Source organism: Neisseria sp. P0008.S002, assembly GCF_051962805.1.
GTDB classification, from domain to species: domain Bacteria; phylum Pseudomonadota; class Gammaproteobacteria; order Burkholderiales; family Neisseriaceae; genus Neisseria; species Neisseria perflava.
In genome coordinates this window covers 82,644-100,602 of sequence record NZ_JBQCUY010000007.1, presented here as the reverse complement: position 1 = coordinate 100,602, position 17,959 = coordinate 82,644, and the positions used below count along the sequence as shown (strand labels likewise).

At 51.3% G+C, this 17,959-nt stretch carries 15 protein-coding genes; 5 read left to right on the top strand and 10 right to left on the bottom strand.

Annotated elements, in window-relative coordinates; translation table 11 throughout:
- Positions 1–116 precede the first annotated feature (116 nt).
- The 3 genes from ACTHSA_RS08940 (at position 117) to ACTHSA_RS08930 (ending at position 2,161) form a co-directional block, all read left to right on the top strand.
- Entirely contained in the window at positions 117–611 is a 495-nt protein-coding gene (locus ACTHSA_RS08940; RefSeq protein ID WP_070624680.1) for a hypothetical protein, read from the top strand.
- Positions 612–693: 82 nt separating this feature from the next.
- The gene (rsmG, locus tag ACTHSA_RS08935; protein ID WP_070624678.1) at positions 694–1,323 is read left to right on the top strand and encodes a 16S rRNA (guanine(527)-N(7))-methyltransferase RsmG; all 630 of its coding nucleotides are present in this window, start codon (positions 694–696) and stop codon (positions 1,321–1,323) included.
- A gap of 67 nt (positions 1,324–1,390) precedes the next feature.
- Positions 1,391–2,161 carry a ParA family protein gene (locus ACTHSA_RS08930; RefSeq protein ID WP_070624676.1) on the top strand — a complete coding sequence of 257 codons (771 nt, stop codon included), beginning with the start codon at positions 1,391–1,393 and terminating at the stop codon, positions 2,159–2,161.
- Between the two features lie 292 nt (positions 2,162–2,453).
- Here ACTHSA_RS08930 and ACTHSA_RS08925 read toward each other — a convergent pair whose 3' ends face one another.
- The 8 genes from ACTHSA_RS08925 to ACTHSA_RS08890 all read right to left on the bottom strand — a co-directional run bounded on the left by ACTHSA_RS08925 (position 2,454) and on the right by ACTHSA_RS08890 (position 11,500).
- Positions 2,454–2,657, bottom strand: coding sequence for a hypothetical protein (locus ACTHSA_RS08925; RefSeq protein ID WP_070624674.1), 204 nt, complete (start codon positions 2,655–2,657; stop codon positions 2,454–2,456).
- Positions 2,658–2,677: 20 nt separating this feature from the next.
- Complete coding sequence (locus ACTHSA_RS08920) at positions 2,678–3,577, bottom strand: SDH family Clp fold serine proteinase (protein WP_070624672.1); 900 nt, start codon at positions 3,575–3,577, stop codon at positions 2,678–2,680.
- A 32-nt stretch (positions 3,578–3,609) separates the two neighbouring features.
- The gene (locus ACTHSA_RS08915; protein WP_070624670.1) at positions 3,610–6,570 is read right to left on the bottom strand and encodes a DUF3418 domain-containing protein; all 2,961 of its coding nucleotides are present in this window, start codon (positions 6,568–6,570) and stop codon (positions 3,610–3,612) included.
- 66 nt (positions 6,571–6,636) lie between these two features.
- The gene (gene lpt3 / locus ACTHSA_RS08910; protein WP_107849013.1) at positions 6,637–8,214 is read right to left on the bottom strand and encodes a lipooligosaccharide phosphoethanolamine transferase; all 1,578 of its coding nucleotides are present in this window, start codon (positions 8,212–8,214) and stop codon (positions 6,637–6,639) included.
- Between the two features lie 129 nt (positions 8,215–8,343).
- Entirely contained in the window at positions 8,344–9,738 is a 1,395-nt protein-coding gene (hrpA, locus tag ACTHSA_RS08905) for an ATP-dependent RNA helicase HrpA (RefSeq protein WP_083307443.1), read from the bottom strand.
- 108 nt (positions 9,739–9,846) lie between these two features.
- The gene (gene rsfS, locus ACTHSA_RS08900; RefSeq protein WP_002246503.1) at positions 9,847–10,233 is read right to left on the bottom strand and encodes a ribosome silencing factor; all 387 of its coding nucleotides are present in this window, start codon (positions 10,231–10,233) and stop codon (positions 9,847–9,849) included.
- Positions 10,234–10,291: 58 nt separating this feature from the next.
- Positions 10,292–10,897 (bottom strand): nicotinate-nucleotide adenylyltransferase, encoded by a 606-nt coding sequence (gene nadD / locus ACTHSA_RS08895; protein ID WP_070624668.1) that lies wholly within the window; start codon positions 10,895–10,897, stop codon positions 10,292–10,294.
- Between the two features lie 18 nt (positions 10,898–10,915).
- Complete coding sequence (locus ACTHSA_RS08890) at positions 10,916–11,500, bottom strand: beta-class carbonic anhydrase (protein ID WP_049336840.1); 585 nt, start codon at positions 11,498–11,500, stop codon at positions 10,916–10,918.
- Between the two features lie 120 nt (positions 11,501–11,620).
- Here ACTHSA_RS08890 and ACTHSA_RS08885 point away from each other — a divergent pair, with 120 nt between their 5' ends.
- Entirely contained in the window at positions 11,621–12,511 is an 891-nt protein-coding gene (locus ACTHSA_RS08885; RefSeq protein WP_070624667.1) for an NUDIX hydrolase, read from the top strand.
- A gap of 15 nt (positions 12,512–12,526) precedes the next feature.
- A complete protein-coding gene (locus ACTHSA_RS08880) occupies positions 12,527–13,468 on the top strand; it encodes an ABC transporter ATP-binding protein (RefSeq protein WP_070734998.1) in 942 nt (313 codons plus the stop codon).
- 256 nt (positions 13,469–13,724) lie between these two features.
- On the opposite strand, the gene ACTHSA_RS08875 is transcribed toward ACTHSA_RS08880, so the two are convergent.
- Positions 13,725–14,984: a hypothetical protein gene (locus ACTHSA_RS08875; RefSeq protein ID WP_440367143.1), complete on the bottom strand. Its 1,260-nt coding sequence runs from the start codon at positions 14,982–14,984 to the stop codon at positions 13,725–13,727.
- Between the two features lie 82 nt (positions 14,985–15,066).
- Entirely contained in the window at positions 15,067–17,898 is a 2,832-nt protein-coding gene (locus ACTHSA_RS08870; RefSeq protein ID WP_070624660.1) for a valine--tRNA ligase, read from the bottom strand.
- Between the last annotated feature and the right edge of the window lie 61 nt (positions 17,899–17,959).

Sequence of the window (17,959 nt, the reverse complement as noted above, 5' to 3'; positions counted from 1 at the left end):
AATTTTTCATTTCTTTTTTAATTGACCGTTTTTGTCAGCAATTTCAGCGCTAACAAACGTGAATCAACCGCCAATCTGCTATCATTTCGACTTATCCCACAACAAGGCAAACCGCCATGTATCTGACACAAGAAAAGCCCTACCGCCCCCTATTGGTCGCACTGATGTTCCTCACCCTGCCGCTGGCGATGATATTGCACAATATCGTGCAAATCGCCTTTTCAGACGGCCAAGGCCTGCTGGTCACGGTCAAAGACGGCGCATGGGCATGGCAAAGCGGTTGGCAGGATTCCGTCGCATGGTTTGTCTGCGGCATGTTTGCCTTCCTCAACCTGCCGATTGCCGGCGGACTGACCAAGCTGGCGTATAAAAAAATGATGCGCCGGCATTCACGTTACGCCATTTTCCTTGCCGGTGTCGCAGCGTGTGCCTCGGCGGCGGCAGGTTTGATTTTTAAAGCCATCTTAGGCAATGCCGCATTGGCCGGTATGCGCGGGCAAGGCGTGTTTTACTACACCCTCTCCGTATGGATCATCGCCATGCTGACCCTGCCCAAACAGCTCACGCGCGCGCCGGAGCAGCCCATCGTCTTTCACAAAATGAAACGTTGATTCAACAGGTACAAACATTTTCAGACGGCATGCTTTCCGTTACCATTACATCCAACGCGTTTTAACCAATAAGGAATAACAAATGAATCAGGCGCAACAGCTCCGCGACGGCATACAGGCATTGGGTTTGGACATCGACGAAGCCAAACAGGCCAAACTCCTAGACTATGCCGCCCTGCTGCAAAAGTGGAACAAAACCTACAATCTGACCGCCCTGCGCAATCCTGCCCAAACCGTCAGCCATCACCTACTCGACAGCCTGACCCTCTTACCCAATATCGAACACGCCCAAACCATGCTCGACGTCGGCTCCGGCGGCGGACAGCCCGGCATACCCACCGCCATCTGTCGTCCCGACCTTGACATCACCCTCCTCGATGCCAACACCAAAAAAACCGCCTTTCTGCAACAAGCCGTCATCGAACTCGGCCTTAAAAACGTCCGCGTCATCAGCGGCCGCGTAGAAGCCGCCGCCGACTGCCGCGCCGACGTCATCACCAGCCGCGCCTTTGCCGAACTCGCCGACTTCGTCAACTGGACCGAGCACCTCCTCAAAGACGGCGGCTACTGGGCGGCCATGAAAGGCGTATATCCGCAAGAAGAAATCGACAAACTGCCCGAAAGCGTCGCCGTCGAAAAAGTCGAAGCATTGCACGTTCCCCAACTCAATGCCGAACGCCATATCGTCATCATCCGCAAAAAGGCCGTCTGAAAACAACCCAAGCATACCGAATAACGGTACAATCCAGCCATCCACACTTAATACGACAGCAAAGCACATGAGCGCACAAATCCTCGCCGTCGCCAACCAAAAAGGCGGAGTCGGCAAAACCACCACCACCGTCAACCTAGCCGCCTCCCTAGCCTCCAAAGGCCGCCGCGTCCTCGTCGTCGACCTCGACCCCCAAGGCAACGCCACCACAGGCAGCGGCATCAACAAAGCCACCATCGAAAACGGCGTTTACCAAGTTGTCCTCGGCGAAACCGACATCCCCAACGCCGTCGTCCGCAGCAAAGAAGGCGGCTACGACGTATTGGGCGCCAACCGTACACTGGCCGGCGCAGAAGTCGAACTCGTCCAAGAAATCGCACGCGAAATCCGCCTCAAAAACGCCCTGCAGCTCGTTGCCGACGACTACGACTACGTCCTCATCGACTGCCCCCCGTCCCTGACCCTGCTCACCCTCAACGGCCTTGTCGCCGCCAACGGTGTCATCGTCCCCATGCTTTGCGAATACTACGCCCTCGAAGGCATTTCCGACCTAGTGGCCACCGTCCGCAAAATCCGCCAAGCCATCAACCCCGACCTCGACGTAACCGGCATCGTCCGCACCATGTACGACAGCCGCAGCCGCCTCGTCGTCGAAGTCAGCGAACAGCTCAAACAACACTTCGGCAACCTGCTCTTCGACACCGTCATCCCCCGCAACATCCGCCTCGCCGAAGCCCCCAGCCACGGCCTCCCCGCCCTCGCCTACGATGCCCACGCCAAAGGCACCCAAGCTTATCTAGACTTGGCCGATGAACTGATTGCACGGGTGGAAAAATAAACAGAAATATGAATATAAAAAGGCCGTCTGAAAGTTGGGAAATACTTTCAGACGGCCTTTGGTTTGATTGGAAAGAATATTTTTTAAAAAGACCGCGTACGTGCGTACCGCACACACCCTACGCATAAATTTCAAATTCTTTGTGATTCATAGGTAGGGTGTGTGCCCAAAGGCACACACACGGTTTGATGCAGGCTACAGCTTGCTTTGTTTCAGTTTTAGCCTGCCCATTTCCCAAATCCCAAACCCAATAAATTTAAATTAACTATTTTTATGATTTAAATAATGTTTTTTACATTTTAAGTACTTTTGATTCATAGCAGGATATTTGTTGTATATGCTTTGCATGATCATTTATTAAGCGATTTGATCCATAAAAAAGGGTAAATTCTGGTTTTTTTATTAACCCAACCCTCTCCAAGCTTTTAATCATATTAGCTTGTTCTTGGTTTATTACCATATCTTTTATATCATTTAATTGTTTTACGAGAGACATATTGTTTACTCCTTAAACCCTTAAGTTAGTTTTTCAATGTTAGCAGGAATAGCTGATTCTACTAATATTGGTATACCAAATTTCTCAATATGTTCATTTAAAAAACTATGTAAATTTTGAACTAGAATAGACATTTCTTGATCATTGCTAAAATCATCAATTTCTAATCGAAGATCATCTTTTAATGTATTAATTCCAATAAATCTTCCATGAGAATGCCATCGACTATTATCACTCAAGCTGTATGCAATTTCTTGTGCTCTTGCTTTCTTCTCTTCTATTGTAACAGGATCACCTTTATTTGTTGTTCGGTGCGTTACCCAGTTTTTAAATTTATATTTAACTAGCCATGTTTTTAATAAATCTACTGATAACTCTGCAGCCTGTTCATATTGGCGTAATTGAGCTAGATCTAATTGATTAATCATCATAAGTTCTGCTTGGGTAACATCATTATTCCTAGATTTCTCAATTATTTCTTTTACCTTATCCAAGTATCCTAACGCAGGAACCCATTTCCCGTCCATAGACTGAACTTGCGGATCTATTGGCCCCAGCGCAGAGGCATAATTCATATATACTTTATCTCCAGACATTGTCCAAATTGTGCCTGCTGACATAGCAAAACCAGGGATTACAAAGTAAACCTCTTCATAATAATGGCGTGTAATTTCAACCATTCTCTCAACTGCTGAAGCAGAGCCACCTAAGGTTGATAAAAATATAACAATCTTATTAACATCTCTCTGTTTGCAAGTATCTCCCAATGTTGATATTGTACTACGCCAAATATCAATAGAGTCCCAATTAATTCCCCCATAGTAACAAATAAAATCGCAACCAGAGAATCTTTGATCACGTAATTCCCCCATTTGATATTTAGCGTAATTAGAAATAGTGTTATAGAGATTTAATAGCATACATTAGCCTTAACAAACATTAACAAGACACACTAATTGTTTATTGTACCTTTCTCCCACTCCTTCAACAACCGCTTCACCGACACCGGATACGGCGTCTTCAACTCCTGCGCAAACAGCGACACCCTCAATTCTTCAATCATCCATTTAAACCCTGCAAGGCCGTCTGAAATGGGGAGGCCTTGTTTCACCAAGCTGTCGGTTTTTTCCTGCCACATTTGTTCCAGCTCTTGAATATCGGCTTCGCGGGCTGCGTCGCGGGCGGGGTTGCTGCTGTATTTTTCAAGGCGCAGGGTCATGGCTTTGAGGTAGATGGGCAGGCGCGGCCATTGTGCCCACGGAGTGCGAGTGGCGAAGCCGGGGGCAAGCAGAGTTTGCAGGCGTAGTCTTAGAAGGTGGGTCAATGGATGTTTGCCAAGTTTGCCGTTCAGTTCGGCGTAGGCGGCGGCGGTTTCCTGCAAGTAACGGCTGAGGGCTTCTTTGACGGCAGGCAGGCGGCTGCGGGCGCGTTTGATTTGTTCTTTGAAGGCTTTTTCGTTGCGCGGCAACTCGTCTTCGCCGATAAAGGCGCGATCGCAGACGGCTTGGGTGAGGTCGTCGCGCAGGGTGTCGGCGTTGATGTGTTTGAGCAGCATGGCGGCTTGGGTAAAGCCTTGGATGCCTTTGTTTAAATCTTTTACCTGCTCTTTTAATTGCAGCTTCATCAATTCGATGACGCCTTGACGGTGTGCCTGTTCGGCAGCTTCGGTGGTGTCAAACAGGCGCAGGGCGATGCGGCCGTCTTTTTCTTTTTGCAGGCCGAGATAGCCGGTAAGCTGTTGTTTGCCGCGGGCGAATTTGATGGATTCGGGCAAGGTTCCGATGTCCCATGTGGTCACGTTGTCGCGCTCAAATTCTTGGGTGTTGTCGCGGAAAGTGACGGCGGCGGCTTGGCCAAGCTGTTGTTGCAATTCGTGCAGTTTGCGGCCGCCGGCAAGCTCTTGTCCGCCGTCGTCAATAATGCGCAGATTCAGATAGCAGTGTTCAGGCAATTCTTGCGCCGCCCATGCGTCTTGGTCGATTTGCTCGAGAATCCGCATATCGCCGGCGCTTTTGGCGATAAAGTGCGCCAACTGGGGAATGATGGCCGCTTGGCGGTCGGGATTGCTTTCGAGAAATTTGGTGATGAAATCGGGTACGGGCACGCAAATGCGGCGGATTTGCTTCGGCAGTGCTTTAATCAGCAGCTGGATTTTTTCGCGCAACATACCGGGCACCAGCCATTCGAGCGACGGCGCGTGCAGGCGGTTAAGGACGGTCAGCGGCACGGTCATAGTCACGCCGTCAAGCGGATGGTGTGGCTCGAAGCGGTAGGAAAGTTTGAACTTGCCGTCTGCGGTTTGCCAGAATTTTGGGAACTGTTCTTCGGTAATGTGCGCGGCGGCGTGTTGCATCAAATCGTCGCGGCTGAGGAACAGCAGGCGCGGATTGTCGCGTTCGGCGGTTTTGAGCCAGGCTTCAAAGGTGCGGATATCGGCAAGGGGCAAAGGTTTCAGACGGCCTTTTTGAGATGTAGGCTGCTTTTTGGGTTTGGGGTCGTCTGAAACATTTTGTCGGGTACGTGAACTCGGTTCTCGCTCGCGGTTGGACGCATCTTTGGAATCCGCGTGCGCGGCTTGCGCCACACGCCCTGCGTTGCGCTGGTTTGCTTGTCCGTTTTGATCGGCTGTCTTGTCCGACTGGGTTTGTCCGCCCTCTTCGCTTCCCCAAACGCCGCCTTTCGCGTCTTTCCACACCAGCTCGGGCAGGCGTTCGTTATAAAACGCAAACAGGGCTTCGTCATCGACCAATACGTCTTGCTTGCGCGATTTGTGTTCGAGTTCGGTAATTTCTTTAATCAGCTTTTTATTGTGGGCAAAAAAGGCCGTCTGAAGATTGCTTTCCTGCGCCACCAATGCGCCGCGGATAAAGATTTCGCGCGCTTCTTCGGGCGCAACTTTGCCGTAAGACACGGGGCGGCGCGGCAATACGGTCAGGCCGTAAAGCGTCACGCGTTCGCTGGCGACGACTTCGCCGCGTTTTTGTTCCCAGTGCGGCTCGAAATAATGGTAGCGGACGAGGTGCGACGCTTCCTGCTCTATCCATTCGGGCTGGATAACGGCGACATCGCGCGCGTAAAGGCGCGTGGTTTCAACCAATTCTGCCGCCATCACCCATTTGGGCTTGGTTTTGAACAGGGCTGATGCCGGGAAAAGGTGGAAACGGCTGCCGCGCGCGCCAGTATAGTCGTTGCCGTCGGGTGATTTCATGCCGACGTTGGCGATAAGGCCGGTCAGCAGGGCGCGGTGGATTTGTTCGTATCCGGCTTCTTTAGCGGCGCGGATTTGGGCGCGGTGTTGTTTCTTATCCAGTTGTTTTTGTTTGAGCTTTGCCGCCAAATCTTGGTCGCCTTGGCTTTCAGACGGCCTTAATTGTTCTTGGGAAGGAGGTTGTCTAAACGCGGCTTCTTTGGTGGTCAAACCCATTTCAATCGCGGTTTGAGCAAGCTGGTGGTGCAGCTCGCGCCATTCGCGCATCCGCAGATGCGACAGGAAATATTGACGGCACCATTGCACCAGCTGCTTGTTGGACAAACCTTTGTCGCGCTCGCGCTGGAAGCTGTCCCAAATATTCAGATAGGCAAGAAAGTCAGATTGCTTATCGGTAAAGCGTTCATGCGCCTTGGCCGCGGCATCGCGCGCTTCCAACGGCCGCTCGCGCGGGTCTTGAATCGACAGTGCGGACGCGATCACCAATATTTCCGCCATGCAGTCGTGTTTCTTCGCCGCCAGTAAAATACGCGCGATTTTCGGGTCGATGGGCAGGCGCGCCATTTGTTCGCCGAGCTTGGTCAGACGGTAGCGCGTGTTGGCACCGATATGGCCTGAACTGTTTTGCAGGCCGTCTGAAATATTGGCTGGGTTGAATCGGGCATCAATGCCTGATCCGCGTACTTGGTTTTTCATATTTTGCATAGTCTTGTCAATCGGGCATCTATCCCCGACATCATCTAAATTTGTCTTTATTGGTTTTCACGCCGCTTATTGTGGATAAACATATTCCGCCTTGCCATCGCGAATGTTCAAGCTGCCTGCATCGCCTGTAATCAGATTGCCCGTTACCGAGCCTTCGCTACAACCTGAAACCGGCATATCGTAGCCCAGTGTGTGAATCAGGAACGTTGAAAGCTGCTGATGGAAGGCAATCTCGCAAGGCGCAAAAGCCTGGTTGACAGCCTGTTGCACGGCCTTATCCGGGCTGTACAACACCAGCGGCACGAGATAGCTGTCGGGCTGCACCGTGCCTTGATTGTAGGTATCTTGGCGCACATACTGACCATGATCAGAGGTATAGGCAAACAGCCAGTTGCCATCAGGCTGCTTTTGCAGCTGCTCGAATACGGTTTGGATCATTTGGTCGGTTTTGTGGATGGTGTTGTCGTACTTATCCACAATATTGGCTTCGCCGAAAACTTTATCTTGAGGCTGCAACAATGCGCCGTATGGGACGTGCGAACCGCGTTGGTGCAACACAATAAAATGCTTGCCCTGCTGCAAATTGATTTTGTCGAACAGCGGCAGCAGCTTCTCATCAGGCATATTGTCGCCGTTGCCGTAGCCAAGCTGAGTCGGCTGAACCAGATGGTCTATCCATTTCTTACCGATTAAGTTCAAAATCGCCATCTCGTTTTCCGCCTGCGCGCTGTAAAAATACGTTTCATAGCCCTGCTCTTTAGCGAGGCGGAACATATTGGTATCGCCGCTGCTGATTTGCTCGTAGCCGTTGGCATGCGGTATCGCATTAAAAAAGCTGGGCAGGGACACAGCCGTCATCAAAGCGGCGGAATAGCTTTGTTTCACAATCGGCTTAAATTCGGCTTGCGACAGCTGGGTCAAAAATGGCGAAGTTTCGCGTCCGTAACCAAACAGTTTCAAATGCGTCGCGCTTTCACTTTCGCCCATAATCAGGACGATATTTTGAACACTGCCCTGCCCGATTTTGCTTGGCGCAGACTGTTTGAACACAGGAATCTTGCTTAAATCAAACAACTGATACGGCAACACGCGTCCGATAAAATAGCCAAAGCTGAAATAATTGGCTTTGATGCGGCTGTATGTTGGTTTGGGCGAAATACCGTGTTCCTGCGTCGTACTGAATGAACGTCCAAAAATCAGCAACATCGCCGCAATAAACAAAATATCGGCAGCAAAATGCGTCTTACGGCGGAACTTGGCAAGGCTGCAAAACAGCACGACTTCCAACACGCCCCACAACACAGGCAGCCACAACTTATCCAACATCGACGCGCCCGCGCTGCCAACTTCGGTAACCTCTTTCAGCATCAGCCAATAATTAATGCCCGTTATCCAACTTTGATAAACCGCGTAATGCACATTGTTGGCAATGATGCTGAGCGCAAAAAACAACGCAATCAGCAACCGTGAAGCCTTATAACGCGCAAACAGATACAGCGCAGCAATCACAAATGTCAGCGCAAACGTTTCTGCAATTTTTGCCGCCGGCAGAGTTTCAATTCCGAATACAAAGCGATAGGCAATTTCGCTGGCAGTAAGTAAAGACGAATACAGAACAAGCGTGAGGAAAGATTTTTTCATCATTAATATTTCACAATAAAAAATTTACCGATTGAGTTTTAAAACCCAATATTCCCTTTTCAATAGTTTTTAGTTTCTCAATGATTTAGGCCGTCTGAAAATGAAACATAATCTACCATTTTCTTTTACTTTTCAGACGGCCTCCACCGCACCCAACTCCAGTAATACCTGAAAACCGTCATTGATATACCGCGAATCGGGCATTTCTAAAAATGGGAATGCTGCTACGTCGCCCAAGTTCAGCGATGCCATGCGTAGGATGACGGCGGCTAGGTTGCTGCGGACGATTTCGGGGGCGGTAAATTCGGGGCGGCTGTTGAAATCTTCTTCTGAAAACAGTCGGATACACACGCCTGCGGAGACGCGTCCGCAGCGACCGGAGCGTTGGCAGGCGGCAGCTTGGGAGATTTTTTCGACATGAAGCTGCTCCACTTTCGCCCGTGCGGAATAGCGTTTGACGCGCGCGAGGCCGGTGTCGATGACGTATTTAATGCCCGGTACGGTGAGCGAGGTTTCGGCGACGTTGGTTGCCAGCACGATGCGGCGTTTTGCGCCTGATGGGTGGAAGATTTTGTGCTGCTCGGCGTGCGACAGGCGTGCGAATAGGGGCAGGATTTCGTCGTTGCGGCGCAGCGTGGATTTGCGCAGGGCTTCGGCGGCTTCGCGGATTTCGCGCTCGCCCGGCAGGAACACCAAAATATCGCCTTCGCCATAGCGTACCAATTCGTCGGCTGCATCGACAATTGCGTCGGTCAGCTCGACTTCTGCGTCGTCTTCGTCTTTGCTGGTCAGCGGTCGGTAGAGGATTTCGACGGGATACGTCCGTCCGCTCACTTCTAAAACAGGGGCACCGTTGAAGTGTTGGGAGAAGCGTTCTGCATCTATCGTTGCCGAGGTGATGATGACTTTCAAATCAGGGCGGCGCGGCAGCAGCTGTTTCAAATAGCCCAAGAGGAAGTCGATGTTCAGGCTGCGTTCGTGCGCTTCGTCGATGATAATCGTGTCGTATGCGGCGAGATAATGGTCGGTCTGGGTTTCTGCCAGCAGGATGCCGTCGGTCATCAACTTGACGCAGGCATCGCGCGAGGTGTGGTCGGTAAAGCGCACTTTATAGCCGACCGCGTTGCCGATTTCGGATTTCAGCTCTTCGGCAATCCGCTCTGCTACGGAACGCGCAGCCAAACGGCGCGGCTGGGTATGCCCGATCAATCCTGCCGCCCCACGCCCGAGTTCCAAACAAATCTTGGGCAACTGCGTGGTTTTGCCCGAACCGGTTTCGCCGCAAATAATCGTTACCTGATTTTCGGCAATGGCTTTTTTGATTTCGTCGAGCTTTTCGTGAACGGGCAGCGTGTTGTCGAATTCGGGCTTGGGCAGTTTGGACAGGCGTTGCAGATAGAGGTCGTGCGATTTTTTGTATTTTTCCTCAACCTTGGCCAGGCCGCCGTATTTATTGGGGTTCTTAAAGGCAGATCGCAGAAAATGGCGGTCTTTGGAGAGGGTTTGGGCGAAATCGGGTTGCGGCATGATGGTGCAATGAATTAAATAATGTGAAAAGAATGGAATTATAGCAAAAGGCCGTCTGAAACTTGCTTGCTTTCAAGTTTCAGACGGCCTTTGTATGGATAAACCGTTTTAGTCGGCGGCGTGCCAAGGTTTTTGCATACCGGCGTGGAAACTCGGTTTTTCTCCGCCCCACAAGGTGTCGATGTCGTAGAAGTCGCGCACGGCAGGGAGCATGACGTGGACAACGAGGTCGCCTGCGTCGACAAGCGTCCATTCGCCGCTGTCGCCTTCGGTGCTGAGGATTTCAAAACCGGCTTCTTTCAAATCGACGGCAACGTTATTTGCCAGTGCTTTGACTTGGCGTGTGCTGTCGCCGCTGGCAATAATCATGCGGGCGAACAGGGAGGTTTTGTCTTGGGTTTCCAAAACAGAGATGTCTTTGGCTTTAATGTCTTCGAGGGCGTTTACGGCCACTTCGACCATTTTTTGCAGGTCTTGCAATTCTTGTTCGTTCATTATTTTCCTAGTTGAAATGTTTTCAGACGGCATTATAGCTTATCTGCCTGAATAAACGCTATTTTCCATAGAGTTTGTGTTGGCGGATGTATTGGGCGACCGGTTGCGGCAGGCCGTCTGAATGGTGGGTTTTGGCGAGATCGGCACGGATTTGGGTGGAGCTGGTGTTGTGCAGCGGCGCGTTGAGGATGCGGACGCTGCCGTTTTGCAGGGCTTCGCCGAGCCATGCGTGCAATTCGCGCGGGGTTTTGTTGAGGTTGTCGCCTTGTCGCATGGCGATGGCGATATGGGTCTGGCGCACGAGGGTTTGCCATTTTTTCCATGTGTGCAGCTGCATCAGGCTGTCGCTGCCCATCAGCCACCACAGTTGCGCGCCGGGAAACTGCTGGCGGAAGATCTGGACGGTGTCAAACGTATAGGTCGCGCCGTCACGGACGATGTCGCAGTCGCTGGCGGCGAATTTCGGTTCGTCGGCAATGGCGAGTTCAACCATATTGAGGCGCTCTTGTGCCGGCGTGCGCGTGCTGTCTTTGTGGTACGGGTCGCCTGCCGGCAGGAAGACGACAAGATCCAAACCGATTTCGTCGGCGAAGGCGCGGGCGATATGGAGGTGGCCGTTGTGGATGGGGTCAAACGTGCCGCCGAATAATCCGATGTTTTTCATTTCGTGGTGGTGTCTGCGTTAGATGTTTTGGCCGTCTGAAGCAGGCAGGCTGCCGTCAACAATCAGGTTGAGCTTGCCTGTGGTCGGATGGATGACCAGGCCGTGGATGGCGATGTTGTCGGGCATCAGCGGATGTTTGCGAATCAGCTCGACGGTATGGCGCACGCTGTCTTCGACATCGTCAAAACCGGTCAGCCAGCCGTCCAAATCGATACCGGCATTGCGCAGGGTTTCGATACGGTCGTCGGGAATATTGCTGTCATGTACGCGTTGGAGGAACTCTTCGGCGTGTAATCCGCGCATACCGCAGTCGTGGTGGGCAATGACCATGATTTCTTTGACTTTGAGTTCAAATACGGCGACCAACAAACTGCGCATCACCGAACCCCAAGGGTGGGTCACCAGCGCGCCGGCGTTTTTGATGAGCTTGGCATCGCCGTTTTTCAAGCCTAAAGCATTGGGCAGCAATTCGATAATGCGTGCGTCCATGCAGGAAAGGATGGCCAGCTCGCGGCCGGGGTATTTGTTGGTAAAGTATTTTTCGTATTCGCCCGTTTCGACGAAATGTTGGTTATAGGCGAGGATTTCGCTCAATTCGCTCATGATGTGCTCGTTTCGGATGGTTTACTCTATTATAGCGGTTTTCAGGGGGTATGGTTGTTTTGCAAATTCGCCGTAAACGGCTAAAATCGACGTATCTTTAGTTCTTTTGGAGGATGTGCCGTGTCTCAGTCTTTCCGCTTTGAACAGGTATTCGCGTCCGATGTCCACGATGCATTGTGGGATTGGGCGCAAACCAGCTATGGCGCATCCGACGATTGGTGCATTCTGTATCTCAACGGCCTGCCTTTAGGCCGTCTGAACCCGTTATGGCGCGAACGCCTCGGGCAAGATTGGACAGGCAGGCAGTCGATCCTTTCAGACGGCCTGAATTTGGAAACCGACAGCTGGGCGGAAATGGGCGACAGTTTGCAAACGCTGGCGCAACAGTGGCGCGAGTGCGGTTGGCTCAAGGGTTGGCGCGGTGAAAAATTTGACATCTGCGACCAGTCGGGCAAGCCTTTATGCGCACTCGAACGCGCCGCCTTCCGTCCGTTCGGCCTGATGAGTCAGGCAGTGCATTTGAACGGATTGGTCGAAACAGAAGACGGTTTGCGCTTTTGGATAGGCCGCCGCAGTCCGCACAAAGCCGTTGATCCAAACAAACTCGACAACCTGACCGGAGGCGGCATCAGCAGCGGAGAGAGGCCGTCTGAAGCCGTCTGCCGCGAAGGCGAAGAAGAAGCAGGCATTCCCGCTTCTATGACACCCCATATCCGACCGACCGCCCAAATATATAGTTTGCGCCCGGTTAATCGCGGTGTCCACAACGAAATCCTGTATATCTTCGACATCATCCTACCCGAAGGCTTCCAACCCGCCAACCAAGACGGAGAAGTCGCCGGTTTTGAACTGATGGACATCCCCACCCTGCTCGATGCCATGTTGGGCGGACACATGATGCACGATGCCAAGCTGGTCACGATCGAAGCCTGCCGGCGATACGGCCTGATCGACCCCAAACATCCGCTGTCCGCATGGCTCGACAGCATCCGTTGCCGACCCCATTTTTAAAGGCCGTCTGAAACCATGTTGCAACTCAAAAACATCAACAAACGCTTCGGCAGCAAAACCGTTGCCCAAGACATCAATCTAAACGTCGAAGCAGGCGAAATCCTCGCCGTACTCGGCCGCTCCGGCTGCGGCAAATCCACCCTGCTCAAAACCATTGTCGGCCTGGTGCGTCCCGACAGCGGCGAAGTCTGGCTCAACGGCGACAACATCACCGACATGCCGTCTGAAAAACGCAATATCTCGCTGATGTTTCAAGACTACGCCCTTTTGCCGCATTTAACCGCCCTCGACAACGTCGGCTTCGGCCTCAAAATGCGCCGCCTGCCCAAAGCCGAAATCGAAGAACAATCCATGCAGGCCTTGCGCGACATCGGTTTGGAACACGAAGCACAACGCAAACCCGAAAGCCTCTCCGGCGGCGAACAGCAACGCCTCGCCCTCGCACGCGCCCTCATCACGCGCCCGTCGCTGTTGCTCTTGGACGAAGCCTTCTCCAGCCTCGACACCCACCTGCGCCACCACCTGCGCACCCTGACCGCCGAACGCATCCGCAGTCAAAACATCCCCGCCATCCTCGTGACCCACTCCGCCGAGGAAGCCTGCACCATGGCCGACACCATCGCCATCATGCACGAAGGCCGCATTCTCCAACACGGCACGCCGGAAACCCTTATCCGCCGCCCCGTCAACGCCCAAGCCGCCCTACTGCTCGGTTTGGCCAACACCGGCGACACACGCTACATTCCCCAACACGCCATCCGATTCGACCCGAACGGCACAGCCGTCCGCATCAGCGAAGCCGTCCCCCTCGCCGAAGGCATACGCCTTACCCTCGCCCATCCGCAATACGGCGATTTGATTTGGTATCCCCACGCCGACCACGATACGGACAAACCGCAAACCGGACAGGAAATCCGCATCAGCGTGGATGAAAATCAGATTGTTTGGTTTGATTGAATGTGATGGATTAAGAAAAAGAAAAAGGCCGTCTGAAAAGCAACAAACACCGTCATTCCCGCGCAGGCGGGAATGACGGCGGATGGGTTTGGGGCGGGGGAAAGGTTTCAGGCTGCCTTGGGGAAGGGCAACCTGAAAATGGGGAGGCCATCTGAAAGAGCAGTTTCAGATGGCCTTTTGGTAGCTTGGGTTGCAAACCCAACATAAAACAGATGATTTAACGGTTTTGTTGAGCCTTGACCTAACCTACGCTTGCTTACTCTTCTATCCAATCATTGATTAAATCAGGATTTTTTTCTTCAATAGCCTGATTTATCCGCTTCATTGCTTCTTTTTTTCTAATTGCAGCCTGAGATGATTCAACCAAAATATCATAAAGGTCTTTAATTTCTGATTTACATGAGAAATCATAAGGCAAATCAAAAATTTCAAATTTATTGAGGAAACGACGCAATTTATGTCCGTCGTTTTCATCCAAATCTTTCCTTAATTTCGCCAGCCTGTCTTCAAAAACCATTGAAGCTTTTTTACTGGTTGGCTTGATAATTCCCTGTTCCAGCAGTAATTGGTATTGCTCAAAAATTTCATGTTCTTTGCGAGCAAGCTGCATACGAACAGAATCTTCAAGCCACTGGTAAAATTTATTTAAATCTGCATTGTTCTTAGTAACTTGAATCATACTTTTGGGCACCCAATGTCCGAGATATGTTTCGATTCCTTTTCGTCGTAAATTTTTTAATTCTTCAGCTTCTGCGCTATCTACGAAACTATCAAATTGAAGAAATTGTTTGCTGATTGTCTCTGCATCAATGTCAAACCCCATGCTTTTTAATTGCTCTGAGCCAATTTCCCGCCTTCCTTGCTCTGTTAATTCATAGCGGATAGCAAAATATTGCTGCAAGGTTTGCTGCCATTTATGAACAAATCTCCCTTGTGAAACAAGGGAGTATTGAAAAGTATAAGAATCTAACTTGTAAGCAGAAAAATCTTGAAGTAAGCAAACGGGAAGCTCTTGTAGGCTCTCAATAAAATTGTAAATATCGTTCAAGTTGCTGAGCATACCAGTCTCGTGATTGCCTCCTTTGTTTGCAAACAAACCGGCAGAGGTGAAATTGCTTGAACCGACAAAAAGAGCACCATTCGGTTCATCAAAGTTGTCAATAAGTGCTAATGCCTTTGTATGGAACAAGTTTTCAGACTCTACAACATGAAAAGACACTTGCTCATCCCCAAACAGTCTTGCCAATGGCTTAAGCAGTTTGGTTTCAATAATAGGCGTGGATAGTTTTACTACTTGTCGGGCATCAATATAAAAATTCACTTCGTAAATTTTTATATCGTTCATCAACTCCTTAACAAATTCCACTAGTTTGCTGAGCCCTTTTTCATCAGGCAGATAACAGCTTGCAATGTACAAGCCGTATTTCTTGCGTTTGTCGATTACTTCATTTAATCGGTTGATTAAAGAACTGGATTTTCCTTTTTTCTGGTTAAAGAAAACTTGTGTTTCAAACATTTTTGACTCTCCCGCAGGGTAAAATAAGGCAGCCTGAAACCTATTCCACAATTTTCAGGCTGCCTTTTACAACCAAACAATACTACCCTTTCAACTTCGCCAACTGAGTTTGCACTTTCGCCATTTTGTCTTCCAATTCCGCCAAATCGGCTTTGTCTTTTTCCACCAGATGCGCCGGTGCTTTTTCTGTGTAGCCGGGTTTGGAGAGTTTGGCGTTGAGTTTGTCCAAGGCTTTTTGCAGCTTCTCGGCTTCTTTGCTCAAACGGGCGGTTTCGGCGGCTTTGTCGATTTCGACTTTCAGCATCAGGCGCGCGCCGTTGCAGACGGCGACAGGTGCGTCTTCCGCTTCGGGCAAGCTATCCACCAGCTTGGCTTCGGTCAGTCGGGTCAGCGACGGCAAGTATTTGAGCAGGCCTTCGAGTTCTGCGCTGCCTTCGACGAAGAGCGGTGCTTTGACGTTTGGCGCGATACCCATTTCGCCGCGCAGTTTGCGCACTTCTTCCACCAAGTCTTTCAATGCGGCCATTTTATCGAAGGCCGTCTGAACGATTTTTTCTTTATCGGCTTGCGGATAGGCGGCCAACATGATGCTGTCGGCGGTTTTGGCATTCGCCAGAGGCGCAACGACCTGCCACAGCTCTTCGGTAATGAAAGGCATGATTGGGTGCAGCAGGCGCAGGATGGTTTCGAGTACGCGTACGAGGGTGCGGCGTGTGGTGCGCTGGGTTGTCGGGCAGCCGGTTTGGATTTGCACTTTTGCCAGCTCGATGTACCAGTCGCAATATTCGTTCCACACAAATTCGTACAGCGTTTGTGCGGCCAGGTCGAAGCGGTAGGTTTCAAAGGCTTCGGCAACGGCGGCTTCGGCTTGTTGCAGTTTGCCGATAATCCATTGGTCGGCGAAGGTAAACGCCAACGGCTGCATTTCGTCTTGACCGCAGTCTTTGTCTTCGGTGTTCATCAACACGAAATTGGTAGCGTTCCACAATTTATTGCAGAAATTGCGGTAGCCTTCGGCACGTTTAAAGTCGAAGTTGACCGAACGTCCCAAGCTGGCGTAGCTTGCCATGGTGAAGCGCAATGCGTCCGCGCCCATGCTCGGAATGCCTTCGGGGAAAAGTTTTTTCGTGGCTTCTTCCACTTTTGGCGCGGTTTCAGGTTTGCGCAGGCCGGTGGTACGTTTTACCAGCAGTTTTTCCAAGTCGATGCCGTCGATCAAATCCACAGGGTCGATGACGTTGCCTTCGGATTTGGACATTTTTTTGCCTTCGTGGTCGCGCACGATGCCGTGGATGTACACGTCTTTAAATGGTACTTTGCCGGTAAAGTGGGTGGTCATCATAATCATGCGCGCCACCCAGAAGAAGATGATTTCGTAGCCGGTTACCAAGACGTTGGATGGCAGGAAGGCTTTGAGTTCGTCGGTTTCAGACGGCCAGCCGAGTGTGGAAAACGGCACGAGCGCGGAGGAGAACCATGTGTCCAATACGTCTTCTTCGCGGGTCAAACCGGTTTTGCCGGCTTGTTTTTCGGCTTCTTCCTGATTGCGGGCGACATACACATTGCCTTCGTTGTCATACCACGCAGGGATTTGATGGCCCCACCACAGTTGGCGCGAAATACACCAGTCTTGGATGTTGTTCATCCATTGGTTGTAGGTGTTGACCCAGTTTTCAGGGATAAAACGTACCGCGCCGCTGTCGACAGCTTTTTTGGCTTTGTCGGCGAGGCTCAAACCTTTGAATTCGCTGTCAGGCTCGCCGCCGTTTGGCGTGGCGGACATGGCGACAAACCATTGGCTGGTCAGCATCGGTTCAATCACTGAACCGGTACGGTCGCCTTTCGGCGTCATCAGCGTGTGCGGTTTGATTTCGACCAAGAAACCTTGTTCCTGCAAATCGGCAACCATTTGTTTGCGCGCGGCAAAGCGGTCCAAGCCTGCGTATTTTTCAGGCAGGGCAAAGCCTGGTTGCGCTTCGCCTTTGAAGTTAAACACTTCGGCGTTTGCCAGCACTTTGGCTTCCAAATCGAACACATTAATCAGGCGCGTGTCGTGGCGTTTGCCGACTTCGTAGTCGTTGAAATCGTGCGCAGGCGTGATTTTCACGCAGCCTGTACCGAAGTCTTTTTCGACGTATTCGTCAGCAATCACGGGGATGGTACGGCCGGTCAGTGGCAGGATTAATTCCTTGCCGATTAAGTGGGTATAACGTTCGTCTTCAGGGTTGACGGCAACGGCCACGTCGCCCAGCAACGTTTCGGGACGGGTAGTCGCCACGATAACGGCTTCGGCAGGATTGTCCGCCAGCGGATAGCGGATGTGCCACATAGAGCCTTGTTCTTCCACGCTTTCCACTTCCAAATCAGACACTGCCGTACCCAAAACCGGATCCCAGTTCACCAAGCGTTTGCCGCGGTAAATCAAGCCCTGTTCAAACAGGCGCACAAACACTTCGGTAACAGTTTCGGCACGCACGTCGTCCATTGTGAAATACTCACGCGTCCAGTCGGCGGAACAGCCCACGCGGCGCATTTGTTGGGTAATCGTACCGCCGGAAACTTCTTTCCATTCCCACACTTTTTCCAAGAATTTTTCACGGCCCAAGTCATGACGGGACACGTTTTGCGCGGCAAGCTGACGCTCGACCACGATTTGCGTGGCGATGCCCGCGTGGTCGGTGCCGGGAATCCAGGCGGTGTTGCAGCCTTTCATGCGGTAGTAGCGAGTCAGGCCGTCCATGATGGTTTGGTTGAAGGCATGGCCCATGTGCAGCGTACCGGTTACATTGGGCGGCGGCAGTTGTATGGAGAAAGACGGTTTCGTCAAATCCATATCAGGTTGGAAATAGCCCTGCTCTTCCCAGTTTTGATAATGTTTGGATTCGATTTCGGCTGGATTGTATTTGTCTAACATGATGGAACTTTGTGAAATTAAGGTTATTTTTGATGTGCGGATTATAACGCAAAAAGGCCGT

What these genes read in the sequence shown, in the direction of transcription:
- ACTHSA_RS08875 (WP_440367143.1), bottom strand. Translation starts at nt 14,984, where the DNA reads ATGTTTGAAACACAAGTTTTCTTTAACCAGAAAAAAGGAAAATCCAGT.
- ACTHSA_RS08940 (WP_070624680.1), top strand. Translation starts at nt 117, where the DNA reads ATGTATCTGACACAAGAAAAGCCCTACCGCCCCCTATTGGTCGCACTG.
- ACTHSA_RS08920 (WP_070624672.1), bottom strand. Translation starts at nt 3,577, where the DNA reads ATGCTATTAAATCTCTATAACACTATTTCTAATTACGCTAAATATCAA.
- nadD (WP_070624668.1), bottom strand. Translation starts at nt 10,897, where the DNA reads ATGAAAAACATCGGATTATTCGGCGGCACGTTTGACCCCATCCACAAC.
- lpt3 (WP_107849013.1), bottom strand. Translation starts at nt 8,214, where the DNA reads ATGATGAAAAAATCTTTCCTCACGCTTGTTCTGTATTCGTCTTTACTT.
- ACTHSA_RS08925 (WP_070624674.1), bottom strand. Translation starts at nt 2,657, where the DNA reads ATGTCTCTCGTAAAACAATTAAATGATATAAAAGATATGGTAATAAAC.
- ACTHSA_RS08930 (WP_070624676.1), top strand. Translation starts at nt 1,391, where the DNA reads ATGAGCGCACAAATCCTCGCCGTCGCCAACCAAAAAGGCGGAGTCGGC.
- hrpA (WP_083307443.1), bottom strand. Translation starts at nt 9,738, where the DNA reads ATGCCGCAACCCGATTTCGCCCAAACCCTCTCCAAAGACCGCCATTTT.
- ACTHSA_RS08870 (WP_070624660.1), bottom strand. Translation starts at nt 17,898, where the DNA reads ATGTTAGACAAATACAATCCAGCCGAAATCGAATCCAAACATTATCAA.
- rsfS (WP_002246503.1), bottom strand. Translation starts at nt 10,233, where the DNA reads ATGAACGAACAAGAATTGCAAGACCTGCAAAAAATGGTCGAAGTGGCC.
- ACTHSA_RS08890 (WP_049336840.1), bottom strand. Translation starts at nt 11,500, where the DNA reads ATGAGCGAATTGAGCGAAATCCTCGCCTATAACCAACATTTCGTCGAA.
- rsmG (WP_070624678.1), top strand. Translation starts at nt 694, where the DNA reads ATGAATCAGGCGCAACAGCTCCGCGACGGCATACAGGCATTGGGTTTG.
- ACTHSA_RS08880 (WP_070734998.1), top strand. Translation starts at nt 12,527, where the DNA reads ATGTTGCAACTCAAAAACATCAACAAACGCTTCGGCAGCAAAACCGTT.
- ACTHSA_RS08915 (WP_070624670.1), bottom strand. Translation starts at nt 6,570, where the DNA reads ATGCAAAATATGAAAAACCAAGTACGCGGATCAGGCATTGATGCCCGA.